Source organism: Embleya sp. NPDC005971 (assembly GCF_040629175.1).
Classification (GTDB): domain Bacteria; phylum Actinomycetota; class Actinomycetes; order Streptomycetales; family Streptomycetaceae; genus Embleya.
In genome coordinates this window covers 1-23,298 of sequence record NZ_JBEXUX010000034.1, presented here as the reverse complement: position 1 = coordinate 23,298, position 23,298 = coordinate 1, and the positions used below count along the sequence as shown (strand labels likewise).

Below are 23,298 nucleotides of genomic sequence, written 5' to 3'. Positions count from 1 at the left end.
GCCCGACCGCGGCTGCGGGCTGCGCGCCCGGGCGGGCCCGGGGGAGCGCCGGGCGCGCGGCAGACGCAGCCGCGCGGCTACCGCGTCACGGGGTGACGGGCGTGCCCAGGGTGTCGGAGGTGACCGGGGCGCCCCCGACAACCGGGCCGGTAGGGGCGTCGGCCGATTCGAGGAGGGCCTCGCGGAGGGCTTCGATCTCGGCTTCGGTGAAGCCGAGACGGTCGGTGACGTACGTGTGCAGGGAGCCGTACGTCTTCGCCAGGTCCGCCAGGAACAGCTCCATCACCTCCGCCGGTGCGCGGCCGAAGGCCGGCCAGCGGGGCGTCGCGCCGTCGTGTTCGGCCTGCCAGTCGGCGAGCAACCGGGCCGTGGCCAGCTCGGTCAGCGCGAAGTCGGCGACGATGTCCTCGTCGGGGACGCCGAGCAGGGCCAGGACCAGAGCGGCGATCAGGCCGGTGCGGTCCTTGCCGGAGGCGCAGTGGAAGACCACCGGCGCGGATTCGGCCGCCGCGATCACCGCGAGCGCCTCGCGGATCTCACGCACGCCGTCCTCGGCGACCTCGGCGAACCTGGCCGCCAGGTACGGGCCGGGCAGTACGTCCTCGGCCAAGTCGGGCTGGTTGTACGGGCGGTGCTCGATGCTGAGGTTGTGGTAGGTCAACGACTCGTGGGCCGGGACACGACCTCGGTATGCGATCTCCTGGGGGTAGCGCAGGTCGATCACCGTGCGGACCCCGATCGCCAGGAACGTCTCCCAGTCCGCGCCTTCGAGCTTGCCGAGCGAGTCGGAGCGGTACAGCGCGCCCCAACGCACCGTGCGGCCGTCGGCGGTCCGGTATCCGCCCATGTCGCGGAAGTTGTGCAGGCGGGCGAAGTCGACGTGGCGTCGCGTCGGTTGGTTCATCGCATGATCCTATGTCGACCTACCGATCGACGCCCCGCCCCGTGCACCCGCCCGGCACCGAGGCAGCCTCCGCCCACCTTCCACGCTGCGCGCGCCCGCAACTTCCATCGGCGCCTGCCCGGCGCCCACGCCACTGCCGCCCGCCCCTGTTCGGCGCCCGCGCGACCTCTGGCCGCCGTTCGGCCGGGCTGCGCGATCTCCGGCCGCTGCCCCGAGCCGCTCGGTTTTCGTTCCGGGCTCCTGTTGCTTCCGTTCAGTGGAAGGTATTGGCCCGCCGTGTCCGGATTCGTAGCAACGTCCAGGGCGTATTCGGCAGTCCGAAAGCTCAAGCCCGATCCCCGCACGGCGGTCGGTGGCGGGGTCGTCCTGGCCCGAGTGTTCGAGGAGGCCGGGCTGCCCGCCGGCGTCCTGCACCTGCTGCCCGGTGGCGCCGAGACGGGGCGGCCCTGGTCGAGGCCCCGGAAGTCCGCATCGTCTCGTTCACCGGATCCACCGCGGCCGGCCGCCGGATCGGCGAGACCTGCGGACGCCTGCTCAAGCGTGCCCACCTCGAACTCGGCGGCAACAACGCGCCGATCGTGCTGCCGGGCGCCGACGTGGACAAGGCCGCGTCGGCCGGCGCGTGGGCTCGTTCCTGCACCAGGGCCAGATCTGCATGACCACCGGTCGGCACCTGGTCCACTAAAGCCTGCACGCGGACTATGTGGCGGCCCTGGCCGAACGGGCCGATCGGCTGCCGGTCGGCGATCCCGCGAGCAAGGACGTCGCGCTCGGCCCGATCATCGACGAGGGCCAACTGCGCCGGATCGACGCGCTCGTGCGGGACACGGTGGCCGCGGGCGCGCGGCCGGCCGCCGGGGGGACCCACGAGGGGCTGTTCTATCGGCCGACGGTGCCGGCCGACGTGCGGCCGACGATGCCGGCGTATGCCGACGAGGTGTTCGGACCGGTCGCGCCGGTCGTACCGTTCGGCACGGTCGAGGAGGCGATCGCGCTCGCGCGGGACAGCGAGTACGGGCTCTCGCTCGGCATCCTGGGTGACGTCGGTCGGCCATGCGGATCGCCGACGCGATTCCCACCGGACTGGTACACATCAACGACCAGACGGTCAACGACGAGGCGAACGCGCCGTTCGGCGGCCAGGCGGCCTCCGGCACGGGCGCGCGCTTCGGTGGCCCGGACGCCAACATCGACGCGTTCACCGAGACCCAGTGGTTCACCGTACGGGGCGACATCGCGCCACATCCGTTCTGAGCGGGGCCCGCACCTTGCGTTCGTGGGCTCCGCGCACCTCCGACTCGACTCGTGGCAGGCGCGGGGAACGGTGTGGGATGTGGCAGGCTCGTGGGTCCACACCCCGCGATCCGAAAGCAGGACCATGTCCGGCATTGACCACCTCGCCCAGGCCGACCAAGCGATGCGCGAGGGACGCATGGATGCCGCCGTCAAGCTCTACCTCGACGCCGCCGATTCCGGCGTGCCCGAGGCTCGGCGCAAGGCCGGCGAGCTGATGTTCGCGGGAGGTGACGAGACCGCCGAGGCGATCCTGCGGGAGGCGTTGGCGGAGGGGGACGCCGAGGCGGTGGACGCGCTCAGCGAGCTGCTGGAGGTCACCGGCCGGGCGGACGCCGCCGTCGATCTGCTGATCGATCGGCATCGGCTCGGCGAGACGCAGTGGGCGCTGCCGATCGCCAACCTGCTGGCGGACGCGCTGGACGAGCCCGAGGCGGCCGAGCGCTGGTACACCTCCGCGCTCGAAGCCGGTGACCCCGACGCGCCGAACGACTTCGCCGCCTTCCTCCAGGACTTCGACCGCGACGCGGAGGCGGAGGCGCTGCTGCGTCCGCCGGCCGAGGCGGGCGACGAGTTCGCGATGGCCAACCTCGGCCGGCTGCTGCTCAACGGCGACGCGATCGAGGACGGCATCGCGTGGCTGACCCGGGCGGTCGAGGCGGGCCAGGAGGACGCGCTGGTCGACCTCGGCGACGCCGAACTCGACGCGGGTCGGTTGCACGCCGCGCGTGAGCACATCCGGCGGGCGCTCGACTCGGGCATCGACGGCTCGCGCCTGCTGTACGCGCACCTGCTGGACCGCGAGGGCGCGGACCGGAGCGAGGTCGAGGCGGCCTACCGCGCGGCGGTCGAGGCGGGCGACGTGGAGGTCGAGGGATGAGGCGGGCGGCGCTCGGGGTGACCGTGGCCGCACTGATAGCCGTCGGCGCGTGCGGCCCGGCCGACGACGGGGATGCCAAGGCCGAGCCGTCCGCGACGCCGTCGCCCACGCAGCCGGCCCGGCCCGGCGAGATCCGCGACCCCAAGGCGCACGTGTCGTACGTGCTGCCCCAGGGCTGGTACGCCAAGCCGCCGGACACCGTGGTCGGCCTGTACTCCTCGGTCGCCTCCACGGTCGACCCCAAGGCCACCGACCCCACCGCCAAGCCCACCGCCGACCCGAAGAACCCGCTCGGGACGTTCATGGTCGGCGTGGTGGACACCAAGGTGTACGTGGCCAAACCGCGCTCGATGCCGGAGATGGCCGAGACCGTTGGCCGGACCCAGCTCGAACTGATCTACCCGGCCAAGGCCCAGGACTCGGTCCGCTCCAGCGAGGCGGCCCGACTCGACGGCCGCAACGCGTGGTTGATGGACATCGAGTGCGCGCCCGAGGACAAGAACGTGGCGCCGTTCCGGCTGCGGGTCACCGTGATCGACACCGGGGCGGTACCGATCTACATGTTGTCCTCGGCCCCGAGCAGCGCCACCGAACGGTTCGCCGAGATCGAGTCGATCGAGCGGTCGGTCCGGTTCTGAGCGGTCGTGCCCCGCAGGCCCTTTCCGGGCCTGCGGGGCACGACCACCCGCCGCCCGCAATCCCGCCGCACCCACCCGCCGCGCCCGCCACCTGGGCACCATCACTCCGCGGAGTGGATCCGCACGCCCCCGACGCGCCCATCGCCTCGCCCGACGCGCGCCGTTCCACGCCCATTCACGCCTGCCCGGCACGCCCGACCCATTCCGTGATTTCGCCACCGCCCCGCCACCGCCCGCTTCCGTCGTATCGTCGGTAAGGTGGCCGTGACCTGCGGATTCGGTGAACTGCCGGGCGCCGATGGCCGGTTGACGTGATACGTGCGGGTTGTCCGATCCGAATCGCGGTTTTCTTTGCCAAGCGATCCGCCCGGAAGGCGCTCGGATTCGGTAACTTCCAAGTGGTTCACCGATCTTGCTGCGGTTCCTACCGGATCGCGGACGTTCGGCGACCGATAATCGCAGTTCGGGCCCGTTTCCAGGGTGTATTCGATCACGGTGCTCTCGGCAGCCCGACCGACCGGAGGGGGAGACGTGGCCACCACCGTGTCCAGAACGCGCTCGACTGTGCGACTCGTGTCGAAACCGCAGACCGTCTCCGCCGCCCGCGCGCATGTGCGGCGTTTCTGCGAGCGGGTCGGCTTCGAATCCGACGACCCGGTCCGCGTCACCTCCGAGCTCGCCTCGAACGCCGTCGAACACGCCGGCGACTACGGCGACTACGAGGTCTCCGCGTCGTTGCACGGCCGGGTGTTGTGGGTGGAGGTACTCGACTGTCTGCCGTGCTCGTTGCCCTCTCCCGTCGAGGTACTGGAGGACGCCGAGGCCGGCCGCGGCCTGCTCGTGGTCGCCGCGCTCACCCAGCGGTTCAAGGTGGAGCTGCGCAGCAGTGGCCGCAAGGCGGTGTGTGCCGGCTTCGAGGAGGACTGAGCGCTCCCGATACGGTCGGACGCGTACCGGCGCACAGCGCCCATCGACGTGTCGTGACGCGGGAGGACGGGGCTCGGATGGTGTTCGGCAGGCGCAGGGGGCAACCCGATGCGGTGCGACCCCCGACGACACCGGGTGACGCGATACCCGACGCGGACGCGCCGACGAGCGTCGACCCGACCGACTGGCGGAGCGTGAGCGCGTTCACCTACGGCCCGCTCGCCTCGTCCCCCGCACGCGCCGCCGCGAAGTCCGCGCTCGATACGAAGGTCGGCATCCGCGTCCTCCGGGGCGGTGGGTCGGGCGCCTTCTTCACCCCGTGCGCGTTCGCCGGCGACGACCGCCGCTCGCTCCACCTGCCGGACGGCGACCTGCTCTGCACTGTGGACGCCGCCGAGACGATCGACGGCGTACGCCACGACCGGGTCCGGGCCGCCGACGGCGAACCGGTCGGCACCATTCGCCGGATCCCGCCCGCCCGTCGGCCGCTCAAGCACACGTGGCGGATCGACCAACCCGGCCGGCCCGAGATCGTCGGCCGCAACCTCTTCACCACGAGCGATCCACGCAGGTTGGCCGCGCACACGGCGGACACCGCGCTCAGCCTCACCTTCGACACCCTGCTCTCCGGCCCCGACGGTTCACTCGGCCCGGTCCGCCCACGTGTCCTGGGCTGGAAGGCCGCCGGCGAACTCGTGATGACCACGGACGGCCGCCGGCTACCGGTCCGTGTCCTGGTCCCCTGGGTGGACCGTCGCCTGGCCTTCGCCTTCGCCATGCTCGGCGACGAGTGAGAGCGGCGGAGGGCGATCCGCGCATCCGAGTCCGGCGGACGCCCCGACGCCCGAGCTCGCCGCAGGCGGATACGCGGCGAGCCCGGGCGTCGGACCGGCGGAAGGGGTTCGGGTCGAGCGGTGCCGACGGCCGAAGGCGGGTGGGCGGTTATTCGGTCGCGCCCGCCGTCGGCTCCAGCACGCCGAAGATCACCAGGCCCAGGACGACCAGGCCCAGCGCCACCCGGTAGGCGACGAACACCGTGAAGCTGTGCGTGCTGATGTACTTCAGGAACCACGCGATCGCCGCGTAGCCGACCACGAACGCGACCACGGTGGCCAGGATCGTCGGCCCCCACGCCGGTGCCGGACCCTCGCCGATCTTGAACAACTCCAGGCCACCCGAGGCCAGCACGGCCGGAATGGCCAGCAGGAACGAGTAGCGCGCCGCAACCTCGCGCCGGTAGCCCATCAGCAGACCCGCCGTGACCGTACCGCCCGAACGCGAGACGCCGGGGATGAGCGCGAGCGACTGTGCGAAGCCGTAGATCAACGACTCCTTGCCGTTGAGCTTGTCCATCCCCCGGTTGTTCAGCGCCATCCGGTCCGCGACCAGCAGGATCAGACCGAACACGATCAGCGTCGTGCCGATCAGCCGCAGGTCGCGGAACGTGGTCTCGATGGTGTCCTGGAACACCAGGCCCAGGACCCCGATCGGCAACGTGCCGACGATGATGTACCAGCCCATGCGCGCGTCGAGTTCACCGCGCAGGGACGGGGTGTACAGCGACTTCACCCAGGTGCCGATGATGTTGCCGATGTCCTTGCGGAAATAGATCAGGACGGCGGTCTCCGTCCCGATCTGGGTCACGGCGGTGAACGCCGAGCCCGGGTCCTCCCAGCCGGCGAACGCCGACACGATGCGCAGATGCGCGCTGGAGGAGATCGGCAGGAACTCGGTGAGCCCCTGGACCAAGCCGAGTACAACGGCCTCGAACCAACCGATCACCGGACGACTCCGAGGGACGAAAGAGGGATGCGGATCATGCCGGCAACGGTAGCGGCGGTCCACGGTGCGTCAGGTGGACATCACATGGCCGAAGTTGGACGGAACGGTAACGGCCGAACCGCCGATACGAATCCCCTGCCTGGTGGGCCGGGTGCGCCCCGCCGGCGCGTCACCGCGTACCGGCTCGTCGCCCGACGCCGGGCGCCGGCCCGCGCGCCGCTCGTCGATAACGTCGGCCCGGTGCCGCGCCGGCCGGAGGGCGAGCATCGGCCCCGAGGCGCGTGATGCCCGGCGGTGGGCAGGGGTGGCGGGCACGGATGGTGGGCGCTGATAAGGGTTTGCCCGGGAGCGGGTGCGATCGAAATCCTGGCGGCATGAGCGATCAGGGCGCTGTCGAGACCCCGTCCACCCCGCCGACCGCGTCGTCGCCTCCCGAGGCCGCCGGCGTCCGGATGGCCTGGGAGGCCGCGCCGGCCGGACTGCGGGCCGCCGTCGAGGCACGGCTCGGCGCCCCGGTCACCCGCGCCGTGACCCAGCGCGGCGGATTCTCCCCCGGCGTCGCCGCCCGCGTCGAACTCGCGGACGGCCGGCGCGCGTTCGTCAAGGCCGTCGGGGCCGAGGCCAACCCCGACGCCCCCGATCTGCACCGCGCCGAGGCCCGGATCACCGCCGCGCTGCCGGCCGCCGTCCCCGTACCGCGCCTGCTCGCCGAGGTCGACCTGGACGGCTGGGTCGCGTTGGCGTTCGAGGACGTCGACGGGCACACCCCGGCCCAGCCGTGGCGCCCCGAGGACCTCGAACGTGTCCTGACCGCCCAGCGCGAACTCACCGCCGCGCTGGATCCGTCCCCCGTCGAGGTACCCCCGGTGGTCGACGCGTTCGGCCGCACCTTCGGCGCCTGGACACGCGGCGTGGACCCCGAGTCGTTCGGGCCGTGGACGCGTGCCCACCTGGACCGGCTCGCCGCGCACGAGGCGCACTGGCCGAGCGCCGCCGAGGGAACCGCGCTCGTGCACTGCGACCTGCGGGCGGACAACATTCTGCTCACCCCGGACCGGGTGGTGTTCGTCGATTGGCCGTGGGCGGTCCGCGGCGCCGCGTGGTTCGACGTGGTCCTGATGGCGCCGAGCGTGATCATGCACAACGGCGAGCCGGCCGTCGACCTGATCGAGGCCCACCTGGCGGCCCGAGGGGTGGACCCGGACCGGATCACCGCCGTACTGGCCGCCGCCGCCGGATTCTTCGCCGCGAGCTGCCTGCGGCCCGCCCCGCCCGGGCTGCCGACGCTGCGCCCGTTCCAACGGGCCCAGGCACACGGTGCACTGCTGTGGTTGCGGCGACGTCTGAGGTGAGCGGTGTCGGACGGGCGGTGTTGGGTAGCTTGCTCACGACGATCGGCGGGTGGGAGGGACGAGCATGGGTGTCGACTATGCGGACGGCGTGCTCCGGGTGGAGCGGACCTGGCCGCCACCGGGCGTGCGCCTGCTCGGCGAGGTCGACCTGGACAACTGTGCGCACGTGCGTTCGGCCCTGGTCGAGCAGACCGCCGGCGGCACCGGTGACCTCTACGTGGACGTGTCGTCGCTGCGCTTCATCGACGTCGCCGGCATACGTACGTTGGTCGAGGCCGCGGTGCGGATCCAGCCGGGGAGGCGCCTGGTCGTGCATCGTGCGTCCGAGGAACTGTGTGTGCTCGTTCGGCTCGCCGGATGGGACCGGGTCCCGGGTTTGGTATTGGAGAAGGTGAAGACCCGATGACGACGGCGACGATGTTCCGGCACGACGCCTTGCTCTACGCGGGCATCGAAGAGTTCGTCGAGCGCACCGCCGACTTCGTCCGGGCCGGCCTGGCCGCCGACGAGGCGGTCGGCGTCGCGGTGATCGAACCGCGAGCCGGCGCGCTGCGCGACGAACTGGGCGCGGACGCCGACCGGGTGGCCTGGATCGACATGGAGCGGGTGGGCCGCAATCCGGCCCGGATCATCCCGGTCTGGCAGGACTGGACGGAGCGCAACGGGGCCCGCGTGTTCCGCGGCATCGGCGAGCCGATCTGGGCCGGCCGGTCCGCCCAGGAGATCGTCGAGTGCCGACACCACGAGGCGCTGCTCAACCTCGCGTTCGACGACCTGGCCTGGCAGCTCCTGTGTCCGTACGACGTCTCCGCACTCGACCGGGAAGTGATCGACGGCGTACGGCAGTCGCATCCGCGGGTGCTGACCGGTGCGGTCGAGCGGGACGGGATACAGCTCGCCGCGACGGACTTCGCCGCGACCCTGATCGGCCCGGAGCTGCCGGCGGTGCCCCGGCACGCCGACCGCCTGGCGTTCCGCTCCGGCGAACTGGCCGAGGTGCGCTCGCTGGTCCGCCGCGCCATGGCCGACGCGTCGCGGGCGCAGGTCAACCACGCGATCCTGGCGGTGAGCGAGATCGCGGGCAACAGCATCGTGCACGGCGGTGGCCGCGGCACGGTCGCGGTCTGGACCGAGGGCGCCTCGTTCGTCTGCGAGATCCGCGACGCCGGCCACATCGTCGATCCGCTCGCCGGCCGCCACCGCCCCACGCCCGAGCAGGACGGCGGCCGCGGGTTGTGGATGGCCAACCAGATCTGCGACCTCGTGCAAATCCGCTCGACGGAGGCAACGGGCACGACGGTCCGGTTGCGGCTGGCGCGCTAGGCGTCCGGCCCCGGCTGGTCTCGGTGGGAGCGGCGGGGAGGCGCCTCGCCCGCCGCCGGGCCGGGCTTCGTGCACCGGCCTCGCCCGCCGGATCGCGACGAACCGAGGGCGGCGGCACCGGGACGGCCCGGTGCCGCCGCCCTCGTGGGTGCCCGGCGTTACTCGGCGGGGGTGGTGTCGGGGCCCTGGGTGCGGATGCGTTCGACGGTTTCCAGGGACTCGCGCAGGTCGGTGAGCCAGGTGTCGGTGTTGCGTTGCACGAGGCGTACGCACCAGGCCAGCGCGTCGCTGCGGCTGCGGGCGACGCCGCCGGCGACCAGGGTGTCCAGGACCTGACGTTCGGGCTGGCGCAACCGGGTCATCACCGGCACGGAGACCGTGGTGTACAGGGCCCGGGTGCCGCCGCATTCCACGCCCCAGGAGACCTTGCGGCCGAAGCGACGCTCGGCCTCGCGGGCCACGGCCATCCGGTCCTCGCGGGTACGTTCGCGGAATTCGGCGATCCGGCCGTCGCGCGCCGCGTCGCGTTCGTCGGTGGAGACGTCGTCGGCGAGATCCGGCTCGGGGATGCGGCCGATCACGGTGATCTCCTCGCGATCGACGATCACGTCGACGAGCGCGGTGAACAGTGCCTCGGGGAGGCGTCCGGTGAACCAGCCTCGGACTGCTTCCTGCTTCGTTGTAATCATGTAATTCAACTTACGCCGATGTGGCTCGAAGGCAAGGAGGTCCGCCCACAGCGGAATCCGGCGCGACGAGCCGGGCGCCGACCCGTGGCCGAGGGGTGTGGGTGGCGCCGGGTAGCTTGGGGCGCATGACGATCGAGGGTGTTGCCGCGCGGATGTCGGCGGGGAGTCTGACCGCGCTCGCCGGGCTGCATGTGGCGTGGGGGCTGGGGTCGTCGTGGCCGCTGCCCGATCGGGAGTCGTTGTCGGACGCGGTGGTCGGACGGGGGAGCGTGCCCGGGCCGGCGGCGTGCTTCGCCGTCGCGGGGGCGCTGGGCGCGGCGGCGCTGTTGGTCGCGGGCCGACCGAGGAGTCGGCCGGCGGTGGCTCGGCTCGGGGCGTTCGGGGTGGCCGGCGTACTGGGTCTGCGTGGGGTGCTCGGCCTGGCCGGGCGCACCGATCTCGCGTCGCCGGGATCGTCCTCGGTGCGCTTTCGCCGATTGGACCGGGTGGCCTACTCACCGCTGTGCCTCGCGCTCGCGGCCGGTTCGGCGGTTGCGGCCGGCGGGAGCGGGCGATGAATCGGCTCGGGCTGGTGGCGGTGGTGGTGCGGGACTACGACGAGGCCATCGCGTTCTACACCGGAGCCCTCGGGTTCGACCTGCGCGAGGACACCCCGATGGAGGACGGCAAGCGGTGGGTCGTGGTCGCGCCGCCGGGCACGGGGCCGAACGAGGCGGCGGTGCTGCTGGCCCGGGCCGTGGACGAGGAGCAGCGCTCCCGGGTGGGGGATCAGACCGGTGGGCGGGTCGGACTGTTCCTGTACACCGACGACTTCGCCCGGGAGCACGCCCGGATGCTCGCCGCCGGCGTGATCTTCGAGGAGCCGCCGCGGCAGGAGAAGTACGGCGTCGTTGCGGTCTTCCGCGACCTCTACGGCAATCGCTGGGACCTGATCGAGCGCACCGGCCCGCTGTCGCGCTGAACGACGGCCCGCGCCACCGGCCCGGCACGAACACGCCGGCGCCACCGGCCCCGCAGGACGCCCCCGGCTACTGCGCCAGCCAGATCGCCCACCACAGGAAGCCCACGCCCGCGATCGTGCACAGCAGGGTCGAGCCCGAGGGGTGTGGGCTGTGCGCTTCGGGGAGGATGTCGGCGGTGGCGAGGTAGAGCAGGAAGCCCGCGAAGAAGCCCAGGTAGAGGCCGAGGGCGTGTTCCGGGATGGTGAAGGCGAGCGTGATGGCCGCGCCCGTCACCGGCGCCAGGGCGTCCGCCCCCAGCAGGGCCAGCGCCCGGCGGCGGTCGTTGCCGTACAGGCGGGTGACCGTGTAGGTGTTGAAGCCGTCCGCGAAGTCGTGCGCCACCACCGCGATCGCCACCGTGGTGCCCACCGTCGTACCGGCCTGGAAGGCCGCGCCGATCGCGAAGCCGTCCATCACGCTGTGCCCCACCAGCGCGGCGGCGGCGGTCAGGCCGATGCCCTTGGCCCGTCCGTCCGCGCCCACGGTCGGGGCGTGCTGGTGGGCATGTGGCGCGTACTCGCCCTCGTGCCCCCGGTGGATCGCCACCGAGCGCTCGATCACGTGCAGGACCAGGAAGCCGAGGACGAACATCAACAACGCCTCGGGTACGCCGGCCAGCCGTTCGCCGGCCGCGGCCAGCGCCTCGGGCAACAGGTCGAAGGCGACCACACCGAGCATCAGCCCGGCGGCGAAGCCCAGGACGAGGTGTCGGCGATCACCGATGCGCTGCGCCACCCAACCGCCGAGCAGGGTCATCAAGAAGGCGCCGGCGGCGACCAGTACGGCGGTCATGCCCGTGGCTGCCCGGAACCCGGCGGCTGCATTCGCGACGGCGTCATCGATCAATCGTCGGCCGGCGGATGGGCGAACGCGCCGGTGGCTGCGCCGTACGAGTGAGCATTCGCACCGCGCCCGGCGCACGCCGGCGCGATGACCGTGGGCGACGGCAAGTCGGTTGCCATCGAGCCGAGTCGATCACCCGTACGCCGCGAAAGCGGCGATCGCACACGCACCGTACCCGGGCCGTCCACGCTCGGCGACAAACGGGACTTCCACCATGAAACCCAGGTGTCTCGACCCGATATTCAGGCGCCAAGGCGCGACGTCCGCCGTATTCTGGTGCCGGCTGCCGCTACGACCCCGCCCGGCACGCATGCCGATGGCCGGGTCCCAGGCGAGCCGTACTCCGTGACATCCCGCCGCCGCGCGACTTCGGCGACCCGGTAAGGCGCGCGGCGTGTGGGCGACCCATGCAGGTACGCAACGGGGAGAAACGGAACGATGAATATGAAGGTAGGCGACAAGGTCACGGCGAAGCAGTCACTCGGCGGCTTCACCAAGCAGACCGTCCCGGTAGGCGCACCGGGAGTGGTCGTGCGCACCACGATGGGCCGTGCGGACGTGTGCTTCACGCTGCGCGGCGTGGCCGGCGGCTTCCGTACGGTCGAGGTATCGGTCGACCCCGGCGCGCTCGCCAAGGTCTGACCGACCGACAGCCCGATCCCGATCCGACATCCACCCACCATCGCGTTCCCCGCCACGGGCTCCCCGTGACGGGGAACGTTCGCGCTCCCGACCGGGTGCGCGATTCCCACTCGTCACCTCCGCTCCCCGTTCCCCTTGCGCCGCAAGCGCTGCAAGATGTCGGTGGATATTCCTGCACAGCCCTCGCTCGCCGTAGGAGTTGGAGGAATAGTGAGCCGAACCGCGCACCGTCCCCGCCGCCGGCTGCCGGCCGCGGTGGTCGCCGTCGTGGCCGCCCTGTCGTTGTCGTTCCTGGTCCCACCCGCCGCGGAAGCGCACCCGAACCACCCGGGCGGCGAACCCGGTTGCGATCCGATCGACCCGGCCGCGTGTCTCCTGCCGTTCCCGAACAACTGGTACACGCAGGCCGATCGGCACACCGACACCGGACGTCGGGTCGCGTTCACGGCGGCGATGATGCCGCACGGCGCCACGCCCGACGCCTGGAACCGCAACGACGGCTTCTCGCCCGGCTCGACGCTGATCACCCGGATCCCCGGCGTCGACCTCGGTCGCAGCGGCGCGGCGCCGGTCACCGACGTCGGCGCATCGCTCGCCCGGAACGCGCCGATCGTCATCGTGGACACCGAGACCGGCGAACGCTGGCCCCACTGGGCCGAACTCGACGCCAACGCCACGGACCCGACCCGCCGAGCGTTATTGGTGCACCCGGCCAGGAACTTCGTCCCCGGCCACCGCTACGTCGTCGGCCTGCGCAACCTGCGCGACGCGGACGGACGGGTGATCGCCGCGCCGGAGACCTTCGCCCGGATCGCGGGCCGGACCCTGCCGCGCCGCGACCCATCGGCCGCTCGGCAGGCGCAACTGCGCCCGGCGCTGGATCGCCTCGATCGCGCCGGCGTCGAGCGTCGCGACCTGTACCTGGCCTGGGACTTCACCGTCGCGAGTGAGCGAAACCTCACCGCCGGCATGCTCCGAATGCGCGACGACGCGTTCGGCCGACTCGGGGACCGGGCGCCGCAGTTCACCGTGACCGGAGTGAAGAACCCGACTCCGGAGCAGGATTCGCGGATCGCCCGCGAGGTCACCGGCACGGTCACCGTACCCAGCTACCTGAACCGCCCCGGCGGTCCCACCGGTTCCACCCTCAACCTCGGCCGGGACGGGCTGCCGCGACAGTTGCCCGGGAACACCCAGGCGGCGCAGTTCCGTTGCGAGATCCCGCGGGCCGCGTTCGACCGGCCCTCGCAGGCATCGTTGTACGGACACGGCCTGCTCGGCAGCAACAACGAGGTGGGCGGCGGGAACGTCAAGGCGATGGCCGCCGAGCACGACATCACCTTCTGTGCCACCAAGTGGATCGGCATGGCGGACGAGGACCTGCCCACCGTGGCCCGCGCCCTGGCCGACCCGGGCAGTTTCGGCGCTGTGCCGGACCGCACCCAACAGGGCTTCCTGAACGCGCTGTTCCTGGGCCGGGGGATGATCCACGAACAGGGCTTCGGCGCCGACCCGGCGTTTCGGACCGACGACGGGCGGCCGTTGATCGACACCGCCAAGGGCCTGGTCTACGACGGCAACAGCCAGGGCGGCATTCTCGGCGGGTCGCTGCTCGCGGTGTCCCAGGACGCGAAGCGTGGTGTGCTCGGGGTGACCGGGATGAACTACAGCGTCCTGCTCAACCGCAGCTCCGACTTCGGGCCGTACGGACAGATCCTGGACGCCGGTTTCCCGGACAAGCTCGATCAGCAGGTGGTGTTGTCGCTGTTCCAGATGTTGTGGGATCGGGGCGAGACGAACGGCTACGCGAGCGGCCTGGACCGCAGTCCGCTGCCGCGTACACCGCGCCACCAGGTGCTCATGCAGATCGCGTTCGGCGACCACCAGGTCTCCACGGTGACCGCCGAGACCGAGGCGCGCACGATCGGGGCGCGCATCCACGAGCCCGCGATCGCGCCCGGGCGCAACCCCGACCGGGATCCCTACTGGGGGATTCGACCGCTGCCGCGCGAGCCTTACCGGGGGTCCGCGCTGGTGGTCTGGGACAGCGGGTCGCCCGCGCCGCCGGTGAGCAATACGCCGCCGATCGGACCCGAGTACGGGCGTGATCCGCACTCGGACCCGCGCAACTCGCCGGTGGCCCGCCGACAGAAGGCGGAATTCCTGGCCACCGGTCGGGTCGTGGACGTGTGTGGCGGCGCGCCGTGCACGGCACCTGCGGGATAGGCCCGGTTCGGGCGCCCGTTCGTGTGAGGGTGTGGGTTCCGGCCGCGTCCGGCGCCGGAACCGACACCAGCCGAGGGAGCACCCATGTCCTCCGCATCCGACGCCGTATCCGGCGCCGCATTCGATGCCGACTCCACGTTCGACTCCGTTTCCGATTCCGTTTCCGACTCCGCTTCCCGCTCCGCGTCCGAGACCCGGGGCGGTCCCACCGTTTCCCCGGCGCGGCTCGATCCGCCGGAACTGGCCCGGGTGATGGGGCTCGTGCCGCATGCCGAAGGGGGCTGGTACCGGGAGACCTGGCGCAGCCGGGTGAATGTGACCCCGCCCGGATACCCGGGCTCGCGGGAGACCGCGAGCGCCATCTACTACCTGCTCTGCCCGGGCGAGGAGTCCATCTGGCATGTCGTCAGGTCCGCCGAGGTGTGGCTCTGGCATCGCGGCGGACCGCTCGAACTGCGCCTGGGCGGCGACGGCACGACGCCCGAGGCCCGGCCGCGCCGGGTGATTCTCGGCCCGGACGTGGAGGCGGGCGAGCAGCCGCAGGTAGTGATTCCGCCGGGGGTGTGGCAGGCGGCTCGGCCGGCGGCCGGGGAGGCGGTGCTGGTGTCGTGCGTGGTCTCGCCCGCGTTCTCGTTCGAGGACTTTCGGACGCTGTGAGCCGGCGGCGGGTCGCCGATACTACGGTGGCGACCCGGGACCAAGCGGGCGCGGGCTGTCAGGGAGTACGACGTGAGCGATGCACAGACCGACTACGCCGATTCCGTGGTGTCGGCATGGTCGGCGGTACTGCCGGACGTGGAGGCGTCCTCGGTGGGCTTCGTGGTGCGCCTGCATCAGGCGATGATCGCGATGGAGGACTTCGACCGGCGCAGCATCGGCGCGTTGGGGCTGACCGCGCCGGAGTACATGGTGTTGGTCGTCCTCGCGACCCGACCGGATCGGCCGGGTCTGACGCTGCGTGAGCTGCAACCGCTGGTGATGTACTCGTCGGGCGGGATGACGCACTGCGTGGACCGGCTCGCCCGCAAGGACCTGATCGAGCGCCGGCCCAACCCCGAGGACGGCCGCTCGGTCCTGGTCTGCCTCACCGAGTCGGGGCGCGAGGGCGCGCGGGCGGCGATGCGCGCGCGGATCGACGCGCTCGACGGGTTGCTGAAGCCGATCGCGGAGGCGGACCGGGACGTGGTCGACAAGGCGCTGCGGATCCTCGCCTCGGCGTTGGGCGCGCCCGGGTAGGGCTGCGCGAAAAGCGTTCGTCGGTGGGCCGGGGCGGTCCGGTGGGCGGCCCCGGCCCACGCCGAGGGGCGGCCGGGTCAGGCGTCGGCGGCGCGGTGGCGGGCGCGGAAGCTTGCCGCCTTGGCGCGATTTCCGCAGGCCCGCATGTCGCACCAGCGCCGGCTGCCGTGCCGGGACGAGTCGACGTACAGGCGGGTGCACGTCGGCGCCTCGCATTCGCGGACGCGCGCCGCGTCCGCGCCGCCGAACAGGACGACCGCCGAGCGCGCGACCGTGGCCAGGACGGCGGCGATGTCGCCGGTACGCCGTACCCGACCGTCGGCGGCCAGCGCCACCGTGACCGGAGCGCCGGCGGCGAGGTCGTTCAGCGTCGCGCGATCACGCGCGCCGTGCCCCTGCGCCGTGTCCCGGGCGCACGCGAGCCGGTACAGCGCTTCGCGCAGCTCGATCGTGGTCGCGAGTGCGTCCTCGTCGACGGGCGGCGCGGTGTCCACGAGGCCGGCGGCGACCGCCCACGCCCCGAGCGCGGCCGGCGTGTCCAGCAGGTCGCGGGGTTCGGTGCGGCGCTTTTGCAGTGTTCCGACCAGGTCGAGCGCGAGGTCGCCGCCGATGAAGGTGAAGGTCACCCCGCCAGCATAACCGGATTGACAGGTTACGACTGGGCGCGCCATGGTGAGTAACCGGATTGGGTAGTTACTCGCTCGATGCTGTGACCCGGGAGGGACCTCGATGACCACCGCACGCACGGCACATGCCGCACACACCGGAAGCGGAAGCACCGAAAGCGGCGGGACCGGCGGAGATACCGGAAGCGGCGGAAGCAGCGGGAGTCCCGGAACCGCGTCGGAGGCCGGAGGCGGCGCAGGTGCCGCCCCCCGGTCCGTCGCCGGCGCGCAGTCGCCCGATTCGGGCGACCGGGGCGCGCGAGCCGCCGTGGTCGGCAAGGCGATACCGCCCGTGTTCGTGCTGCTGTGGAGCAGCGCGTTCATCGTCGGCGCGATCGGCGTGGACGCCGCGCCGCCGCTCCTGCTGACCTTCGCCCGATTCGCGCTCGCCGGGTTGTTGCTCGGCGCGTTCGCGCTCGCGGTTCGCGCGCCGTGGCCGCGCGGGCGTCGACTCGGCCACGTCATGGTGGCCGGACTGCTCTTCCAGGCGCTGCAGTTCGGCGCGTTGTACACGGCGCTCTCGATGGGGCTACCCGCTGCGGTGGTGGCTCTCGTGCAGGGGCTCAATCCGGTGCTGATCGCGCTCCTGGCCGGGCGCTTCCTCGGCGAGCGGGTGAGTGTGCGGCAGTGGCTTGGCTTCGGCCTGGGCACGCTCGGCGTGATTCTCGCCGTCGCGGATCCCGGCCGGCTGTCGGTCCCGGCGCTGGTCCTGGCCGTGCTGGGGCTGCTCGGGTTGAGCGTGGGCACCGTGTACCAGAAGCGCTACGTGCACGACGTCGACCTGCGCACCGGTACGGCGGTGCAGTTCCTGGTCAGCGCGCCGTTCATCGGGCTGGCTTCGTTGTTGTTCGAGACGCCGCACGTGAGCGCGTGGGGGCCGTTCGTGGGCACGCTCGGATGGATGGTGCTGGTCAATTCGATCGGCGTGTTCACGTTGCTCAACCTGATGTTGCGGCAATCCTCGGCGAGCCGGGTCGGCACGCTGTTCTTCCTGACCCCGGCCGCCACGGCGATCCTCGCGTGGCTCCTGCTCGACCAGGCGCTGCGACCGGCCGCGCTCGCCGGGATCGTGATCGGCGGGATCGGCGTACTGCTGGCCAATCGGCGATAGCGGCCCGTCGCGCGTACGGCGACCGGCCGCCATCCATGCTCCGCCGTCGGCCCCGATCGGCCGCGTCAGCCCGCCAGTTCCGCGACCGCCCGGACGACCTCCGGCCAGGCCGCCGAGAGCGGGTCGACCGGCTCGAAGTGGCCGACGCCGGCCAACACCCGCAACGGCGCGCCCGACACCGCCGCGAAGGTCCGACCAAGGGCGATCGGTACCTGTTCGTCGGCGTCGCCGTGCAGCAGGATCAGCCCCCGCCCGACCACGCCGCCCGTCGCCAACCGCGTCGGGTCCGCCTGGGCCAGTACCGCCTCGGAGCGGTCCTCGCCCAGGAACTCCGCCGCCGCCCCGTCGTCCAGGTCCAGGGCCAGGGCCGCGTCCAGATCCAGTACGCCCGCCAACGACACCACGCCCGCGAGCGGCGGCGCGGCCGGCAACCGGCCCGCGCCACCCGCCGGCACCCGATCGCGCAGCGCCGCCCAGACCGCCAGGTGTCCGCCCGCCGAGTGCCCCAGCAGGACCACGGGCCGATCGGCCTCCGCGCACAGCAGATCCAGCGCGGCGGCGACATCCTCGAACGTGCCGGGCAGGCCGCCCCCCGGTTGCCCGGCACGGCGATACTCGATGCTCGCGACCGCGTAGCCCTCGGCCGCCAGCGCTACGCACATCGGATATGTGTACTTGCGGTCGTACTCGGCCCGCCAATATCCGCCGTGCACGACCACCACGAGCGCGCGCGGGTCGGCCGCCGGCTGCCAGAGGTCGACGAGTTGATCCGCCGCCGGTCCGTACCGCAGCGTGCGATCGGGCCCGGCGGCCGGGCGTGTGAGGATGTCGCGGGAAGCACTCATTCGAGCATTCTCCCGGGACCCGGGCCCGGCTCGGCGTCGACCCACCCGGCCACGCGGGACCGGCCCTCACGCGGGACCGGCTCGGTGACCCGCTTCGGGCGGTCCGCGTCCACGCCGGGACGAGGGTGCCGCCCCACGAACCGACGAAGGCCAACCACCGTGCCACGCCCTTCGGTTCGCGCGACTGCTCGATGTCGGCGACCGGAAGCCGGGCGGTGTTCGTTCTCGGGCCGGATGTCCGGTGCGCGTGGGACCGCTCGATTCGGGTCGTGCGCTGTCGGGCGCGGCACCCGGACACCTTCGACGGAACCCCGGCACCCCACGAGGATCGGCGGGGTCGCGACGGAATCGGTGGTTGCCTGCAGCGGCGGCCCCGAAGGGGACTAGAGTCCCGGGCGGCACATCTCGAGGGGGGAACTCGCACATGCGCATATCGGCTTTTCGCATGCCGAAAACCGGGTCGGTCCTGCGTCCCGGAGTCGCCACGGCGACACTGGCGGTCACGTTGACCCTGACCCTGAGCGGTTGCGGTGGGGACGACGGGGGGTCCGACAGCCCCAAGCCGTCGCCGAGCGGTGGTACGGCGTCCGCTACGGCGCCGGCGACATCCGCACCGGTGACGTCCGCGCCGCCGAGTTCGGCGCCGCCGTCCACCCAGGCCGCGACCAGTGCGCCGCCGACGACCACGCGCCCGAGCACTCCGGCGCCGGGCACGAGCGGTGGCACGAGCGGAAGCGGCAGCAACGGCGGCTCTGCGGTGGGCGGTTCGTCGTCCGGGGGCTCGTCCGGTACCGGGACGTCGGGCGGTGACCCGGGCGCCGGCAGCAGCACGAGCGACGGCAGCAGCACCGGCGGTGGCGGCCCGGCGTACTACAAGAACTGCACCGCCGTCCGGGCCGCGGGCGCTGCGCCGATCCACCGCGGCGACCCCGGCTACGGCAAACACCTGGACCGCGACGGAGACGGAGTCGGCTGCGAGTAGCGCGGGGGTCCGGCCGCCGTGGGGGAGGGGCGCGAGGGAGGGGATTCCCCGCTGCGGCGGCCGGTGGTCCGGTCTAGAGTCCCTCGAAACTCGACCACGGGGGCGTGTATGCGAGGCGGACGGAAACCGGGTATTCGGACGGGCGCGACGGCTGTGGCCGGGGTGTTGGCGGGTGTCCTGATCCTGTCGGGCTGTGGCGGTGACGGCAAGAAGACGACGAAGCCGCCGGGAATATCGCTCACGGAGAGCGCGACGGCCGGCCCGACGCCCACGTCGACCTCGACGCGACTGTGGCCTCTGTTGCCGGGAGCCACCTCCGGCGGCGGGTCGCGTTCGTCTTCGACCGCAGGTTCTTCGTCGGGTTCTTCGTCCGGTTCCTTGTCCGGTTCCACGTCCGGTAGTTCGTCGGGAACGAGCGGCGGGGTCGGTGGGGTTTCGTCGCGGGGCTCGTCCGGTGGATCGAAGGGTGGGTCGTCGAGCGGTTCGTCGAGCGGTTCGTCCGGAGGTTCGAAGGGCGGTGGTTCGCGCGGTGGGCGCTGAGGCCCACGACGATCCGTCCCGAACCCGCCGACCGCCTTCGCGTAGGTCGGTCCGACACGGCAGGATGTGATCCGGCGCGGGGGGCGGACGGGTGCAGGGCGGAAGGGCGATAGCGTGGCGAGTCGGCGGAGCACCGGCGTGCTGGGGGCATGGGCCGAGCTGCAGCGGCAACAACAACGGCAACGCGAGGCCGAGTTGCGGGCGCACCAGCAACAACTCAGGGCCGACGAACGCAACCGGCGCGAGGCGCAGAAGGCCGCCGCGCGGGCCGACCGCGAGGCGCAGCGCGCCTATCAACAGTCCCGCGAGGCCGAAGTGGCCCGCCGGACCGCCGAGATCGAGGATCGGGTCGCCGAACTGCAAGGCGTGCTGCGGGCCCGGCTGAGTGCGCCGGGCTTTCGGATCGAGCGGTTGCGCAGCGCCGTGGAGATCCCACCGTTCCAACCCGGTGAACTGGCTCGGCCGATCCCGATGCCCGACCCGGCGCGCTATCAGCCGGCCGCGCCGTCGGGGCTGGGCAGCTTCGCGCCCGGCGCCCAGTCGCGCTACGAGCAGGATCGGGCGCAGGCGCAGGCGCGCTACGCCCACGACCTGCGGGCCGCGCAGGCCGCCGAGTACGAGCGGCAGCAGCGATACAACGACTACCACCGGCAGTTCGAGGACTGGGCGAACGGGCAGCGGGCGCTGGCCGCGCAGCGCAACCAACAGGTGGACGACCTCGTGCGGCGGCTCGCGGCGCGCGATCCCGAGGCGATCGAGGACTACTTCGAGGGCGTCCTGCTGGCGTCGCCGGATTGGCCCGAGGGCTTCTCCGACCATTCGACGGTGGCCTTCGACGCCGCCGCGCGGCAGTTGGTGGTCGACCACGAACTGCCGACCACCGAGGTGGTGCCGGCCGTGGCGCGCGTGCGCTACGTGAAGACCGACGACCAGGAGAAGGAGGTCGCGCGCACCGCGACCGACCGACGGACGATCCACCGCGACGTGCTGGCGCAGAGCGCGATCCGGATCCTGGCCGAGGTCTTCTTCGCCGACCACGAGAGCATCCTCGATTCGGTGGTGCTCAACGGCTTCGTCCAGGCGGTGAATCCGGCCACCGGTCGACACGGGCGCACGTACCTGCTCACGGTGACCGCGCAGGCCGGGGAGTTTCGGCAGATCAGCCTCGATCGGGTGGACGCGGTCGCGTGTCTGGAGGCGATGAGCGGGACCCTGTCCACGCGTCCGGATCGGCCCACCCCGGTACAGCCGATCCGGCTCGCGGACAGCGTCGCGTCGGCGCCGACCCCGGCGCCGGCACCGACCATCACCCCGGCGCCCGCGCGTGCCGGCGACGACGACCCGGACCTGTTCGTGATGGACCCGATCGAGTTCGAGAACCTGATCGCCGAACTCTTCAAGCGCATGGGCATGCAGGTCGAGACCACCGCGCGCAGCGGCGACCAGGGGGTGGACGTGGTCGCGGTGGACCCGGACCCGATCCGCGGCGGCAAGATCGTCGTGCAGGTCAAGCGCTACCGCAACACGGTCCCGCCCACGGCGGTGCGGGACCTGGCCGGCACGGTGCAACACCACGGCGCGAACAAGGGTTTGCTGGTGACCACCTCCGGGTTCGGGCCCGGCAGCCACGAGTTCATCCGGAACAAGCCGCTGGGCCTGATCACCGGCCCCGAACTGGTCGGCCTGCTCGGACAACACGGCCTGCGCGGTCGGCTCGGCCCCGGTGCGGGCGGCACCGCGCCGGCCGCGCCCGGCAGCCGGATCCTGGTGCAACTCGCGTGGGAACCGGGCAACGCGCCGGCCCTGGACCCGTGCGCCTTCGTCTGTCGTCGTGGCCGAGTGCTCGGCGACGAACACTTCGTGTTCTTCAACAACCCGGCCAGCCCCGAAGGCGCGGTCCGGATCGGCGACGGCGTGGCCTTCCTGGTCGACCTGACCCTGCTGCCCCGCGAGGCCGACCGCCTGGTCCTGGCCGCCGCCGTCGACCAGGAACGCGCCCCCAACGGCGACCTGGCCGCCCTCCGCGGAGCCAGGCTCACCCGCCTCGACCAGGCCGACGGCCGCCGGCTCGGCGACAACCCGGTCCCCACCCGCCGCCCGGGCGAAACCGCCATGGTCCTGGGCGCATTCGTCCGCACCGACGACACCTGGACCTTCTCCCCCACCACCAACGGCTTCCGCAACGGCCTCCTGGGCGTCGCCGAGTCCCACGGGGTGGAGGTGGAGTAGGGCTCCTCGGGGCCCCAACGCCACCGCCACGCATGGGACATAGGGGGCGGATCGGCTCGGATCGGCTCGGATTGGTTTGGGCTGGATCGGCTCGGCTCGGCTCGGATCGGGACGCGGATGTCGGGGCCGGCAGCCGGGCGGGGCGGCGGGTCATGGGCGCGGCGAGCTTGGTCGGCCGGAGTCGGGGGCGCGGCGAGCCGGTGGCCGGAGTCGTGGACACGGCGGGTAGGCCGACGCGAGTCGCGAGTGCGGGGGTCGGCGGCGTGGGGTCGCGAGCGCAGCAGTTCGGTGAGTCGGAGTCGCAGGCTCGGCGTACGGGCTGACGCAATTCGTAGGCGGAGTGAGCCGGTGGGGGGAGTTCTGGAGGGGGTGGGTAGGCCGGCGCGAGTCGCGAGTGTGGGGAGTTGGCGGCGTGGGGTCGCGAGCGTAGTGATCCGGTGAGCCGGAGTCGCAAGCTCAGCGAACGGGCTGACGCAAGTCGCAAGCGGAGTGAGCCGGTGGGGGAGTCGTGGGCGCGGCGAGCCGGTGGCCGGTGTCGTGGACGGGGGCGGGTAGGCCGACCCAAGTCGCAAGTGCAGGGAGTGGTGGGCCGGGGTCGTGAGCGTAGCGAGCAGGGCGGGCGGCTTTTGGCGATGCAGCGCTGCTTCTATTGGGCGCCTTCGGCGCCGGCTCGCGAGGCACCACTTTTTGCTCCGTCGCGGGCTCCTCCACAAAAAAGTGGCCCCTCGCTCGTGACTTCGTGTCCCTTCGCTTCGCTACGGGCCACGAAGTCAAAAGTTTGCGGCTCCGCCGCTCTCCGCGCTTCGCACGTCGATCACCAGGGTGGACTGGGGCGGGGGCGCTGACGCGCCGGGGGTGGAGGTGCGGGTAGGCGTGGGTCGGGGCATGGGAGTGAGGGCGGGTCGGGAGTGCGACGAGGCCGTGGGGCGGAGGTGGGCTTGATCCACTTTGACGGACACCCTGGATGAGGGGCTTTGGCCTCTCTGGGGAGGATGTCCATCATGGAGAGCATGGGGAAGAAGAAGCCTCGGCCTCGCCGCTCGTTCACGCCGGAGTTCAAAGCCGAGATCGTCGCGCTGTGCCGGCAGGGCGACCGGTCGGTCGGGCAGGTCGCGAAGGACTTCGACCTGACCGAGACCGCGGTGCGCGACCGGGTGAAGCAGGCAGAGGTCGACGCGGGCGAACGCGAC

The 23,298-nt window shown here is 72.4% G+C and carries 23 protein-coding genes and 1 pseudogene; 18 read left to right on the top strand and 6 right to left on the bottom strand.

Going from position 1 to position 23,298, the window contains the following annotated elements; genetic code table 11:
* Positions 1-85 precede the first annotated feature (85 nt).
* Entirely contained in the window at positions 86-904 is an 819-nt protein-coding gene (locus ABZ374_RS27200; protein WP_360315499.1) for a tyrosine-protein phosphatase, read from the bottom strand.
* Positions 905-1,228: 324 nt separating this feature from the next.
* On the opposite strand from ABZ374_RS27200, the pseudogene ABZ374_RS27195 reads away from it, so the two are divergent.
* The 5 genes and pseudogenes from ABZ374_RS27195 to ABZ374_RS27175 all read left to right on the top strand — a co-directional run.
* Positions 1,229-2,158, top strand: a pseudogene (locus ABZ374_RS27195) (aldehyde dehydrogenase family protein); the annotation flags it as partial.
* Between the two features lie 124 nt (positions 2,159-2,282).
* Complete coding sequence (locus ABZ374_RS27190) at positions 2,283-3,077, top strand: hypothetical protein (protein WP_360315497.1); 795 nt, start codon at positions 2,283-2,285, stop codon at positions 3,075-3,077.
* Positions 3,074-3,715, top strand: a complete 642-nt coding sequence (locus ABZ374_RS27185) for a hypothetical protein (RefSeq protein ID WP_360315495.1) — start codon at positions 3,074-3,076, stop codon at positions 3,713-3,715. The genes ABZ374_RS27190 and ABZ374_RS27185 overlap by 4 nt, the downstream gene beginning before the upstream one ends.
* A gap of 573 nt (positions 3,716-4,288) precedes the next feature.
* The gene (locus ABZ374_RS27180; RefSeq protein ID WP_355529903.1) at positions 4,289-4,642 is read left to right on the top strand and encodes an ATP-binding protein; all 354 of its coding nucleotides are present in this window, start codon (positions 4,289-4,291) and stop codon (positions 4,640-4,642) included.
* Positions 4,643-4,755: 113 nt separating this feature from the next.
* Positions 4,756-5,436, top strand: coding sequence for a hypothetical protein (locus tag ABZ374_RS27175; RefSeq protein WP_360315493.1), 681 nt, complete (start codon positions 4,756-4,758; stop codon positions 5,434-5,436).
* A gap of 148 nt (positions 5,437-5,584) precedes the next feature.
* On the opposite strand, the gene ABZ374_RS27170 is transcribed toward ABZ374_RS27175, so the two are convergent.
* The gene (locus ABZ374_RS27170) at positions 5,585-6,421 is read right to left on the bottom strand and encodes an undecaprenyl-diphosphate phosphatase (RefSeq protein WP_360315634.1); all 837 of its coding nucleotides are present in this window, start codon (positions 6,419-6,421) and stop codon (positions 5,585-5,587) included.
* Between the two features lie 377 nt (positions 6,422-6,798).
* Between ABZ374_RS27170 and ABZ374_RS27165 the strand changes: the two genes are divergently transcribed.
* The 3 genes from ABZ374_RS27165 (at position 6,799) to ABZ374_RS27155 (ending at position 9,099) form a co-directional block, all read left to right on the top strand.
* The gene (locus tag ABZ374_RS27165; protein WP_360315491.1) at positions 6,799-7,776 is read left to right on the top strand and encodes an aminoglycoside phosphotransferase family protein; all 978 of its coding nucleotides are present in this window, start codon (positions 6,799-6,801) and stop codon (positions 7,774-7,776) included.
* Positions 7,777-7,840: 64 nt separating this feature from the next.
* Positions 7,841-8,182 carry an STAS domain-containing protein gene (locus ABZ374_RS27160; protein ID WP_360315489.1) on the top strand — a complete coding sequence of 114 codons (342 nt, stop codon included), beginning with the start codon at positions 7,841-7,843 and terminating at the stop codon, positions 8,180-8,182.
* Positions 8,179-9,099, top strand: coding sequence for an anti-sigma factor RsbA family regulatory protein (locus ABZ374_RS27155; RefSeq protein WP_360315487.1), 921 nt, complete (start codon positions 8,179-8,181; stop codon positions 9,097-9,099). Before ABZ374_RS27160 ends, ABZ374_RS27155 begins: the two co-directional genes overlap by 4 nt.
* Before the next feature lie 158 nt (positions 9,100-9,257).
* Here the strand turns inward: ABZ374_RS27155 and ABZ374_RS27150 are convergent, their stop codons facing one another.
* Complete coding sequence (locus ABZ374_RS27150; RefSeq protein ID WP_360315485.1) at positions 9,258-9,788, bottom strand: hypothetical protein; 531 nt, start codon at positions 9,786-9,788, stop codon at positions 9,258-9,260.
* 125 nt (positions 9,789-9,913) lie between these two features.
* Here ABZ374_RS27150 and ABZ374_RS27145 point away from each other — a divergent pair, with 125 nt between their 5' ends.
* Positions 9,914-10,345, top strand: coding sequence for a DUF3995 domain-containing protein (locus tag ABZ374_RS27145; protein WP_360315483.1), 432 nt, complete (start codon positions 9,914-9,916; stop codon positions 10,343-10,345).
* A complete protein-coding gene (locus ABZ374_RS27140; RefSeq protein ID WP_360315481.1) occupies positions 10,342-10,749 on the top strand; it encodes a VOC family protein in 408 nt (135 codons plus the stop codon). The genes ABZ374_RS27145 and ABZ374_RS27140 overlap by 4 nt, the downstream gene beginning before the upstream one ends.
* A 67-nt stretch (positions 10,750-10,816) precedes the next feature.
* Here ABZ374_RS27140 and ABZ374_RS27135 read toward each other — a convergent pair whose 3' ends face one another.
* The gene (locus ABZ374_RS27135) at positions 10,817-11,581 is read right to left on the bottom strand and encodes a ZIP family metal transporter (RefSeq protein ID WP_360315479.1); all 765 of its coding nucleotides are present in this window, start codon (positions 11,579-11,581) and stop codon (positions 10,817-10,819) included.
* 489 nt (positions 11,582-12,070) lie between these two features.
* Between ABZ374_RS27135 and ABZ374_RS27130 the strand changes: the two genes are divergently transcribed.
* The 4 genes from ABZ374_RS27130 to ABZ374_RS27115 all read left to right on the top strand — a co-directional run bounded on the left by ABZ374_RS27130 (position 12,071) and on the right by ABZ374_RS27115 (position 15,736).
* Positions 12,071-12,274 (top strand): hypothetical protein, encoded by a 204-nt coding sequence (locus tag ABZ374_RS27130; RefSeq protein ID WP_360315477.1) that lies wholly within the window; start codon positions 12,071-12,073, stop codon positions 12,272-12,274.
* Between the two features lie 210 nt (positions 12,275-12,484).
* Complete coding sequence (locus ABZ374_RS27125; RefSeq protein WP_360315475.1) at positions 12,485-14,500, top strand: hypothetical protein; 2,016 nt, start codon at positions 12,485-12,487, stop codon at positions 14,498-14,500.
* Between the two features lie 84 nt (positions 14,501-14,584).
* Positions 14,585-15,157 carry a cupin domain-containing protein gene (locus ABZ374_RS27120; protein ID WP_360315473.1) on the top strand — a complete coding sequence of 191 codons (573 nt, stop codon included), beginning with the start codon at positions 14,585-14,587 and terminating at the stop codon, positions 15,155-15,157.
* 72 nt (positions 15,158-15,229) lie between these two features.
* A complete protein-coding gene (locus tag ABZ374_RS27115) occupies positions 15,230-15,736 on the top strand; it encodes a MarR family transcriptional regulator (protein ID WP_360315471.1) in 507 nt (168 codons plus the stop codon).
* Positions 15,737-15,813: 77 nt separating this feature from the next.
* Here ABZ374_RS27115 and ABZ374_RS27110 read toward each other — a convergent pair whose 3' ends face one another.
* On the bottom strand, positions 15,814-16,362 hold the full coding sequence (locus ABZ374_RS27110; RefSeq protein WP_360315469.1) for an ABATE domain-containing protein: 549 nt from the start codon (positions 16,360-16,362) through the stop codon (positions 15,814-15,816).
* Positions 16,363-16,693: 331 nt separating this feature from the next.
* Between ABZ374_RS27110 and ABZ374_RS27105 the strand changes: the two genes are divergently transcribed.
* The gene (locus ABZ374_RS27105) at positions 16,694-17,512 is read left to right on the top strand and encodes a DMT family transporter (RefSeq protein ID WP_360315467.1); all 819 of its coding nucleotides are present in this window, start codon (positions 16,694-16,696) and stop codon (positions 17,510-17,512) included.
* Between the two features lie 65 nt (positions 17,513-17,577).
* On the opposite strand, the gene ABZ374_RS27100 is transcribed toward ABZ374_RS27105, so the two are convergent.
* On the bottom strand, positions 17,578-18,357 hold the full coding sequence (locus ABZ374_RS27100) for an alpha/beta hydrolase (RefSeq protein WP_360315465.1): 780 nt from the start codon (positions 18,355-18,357) through the stop codon (positions 17,578-17,580).
* Between the two features lie 616 nt (positions 18,358-18,973).
* Between ABZ374_RS27100 and ABZ374_RS27095 the strand changes: the two genes are divergently transcribed.
* The 3 genes from ABZ374_RS27095 to ABZ374_RS27085 form a co-directional block, all read left to right on the top strand.
* Positions 18,974-19,339, top strand: a complete 366-nt coding sequence (locus tag ABZ374_RS27095) for an excalibur calcium-binding domain-containing protein (RefSeq protein WP_360315463.1) — start codon at positions 18,974-18,976, stop codon at positions 19,337-19,339.
* A 678-nt stretch (positions 19,340-20,017) separates the two neighbouring features.
* The gene (locus ABZ374_RS27090) at positions 20,018-22,108 is read left to right on the top strand and encodes a restriction endonuclease (protein ID WP_360315461.1); all 2,091 of its coding nucleotides are present in this window, start codon (positions 20,018-20,020) and stop codon (positions 22,106-22,108) included.
* A 1,001-nt stretch (positions 22,109-23,109) separates the two neighbouring features.
* Positions 23,110-23,298 (top strand): transposase (locus tag ABZ374_RS27085; protein WP_360315459.1); only part of this gene is annotated, 189 nt, incomplete at its 3' end.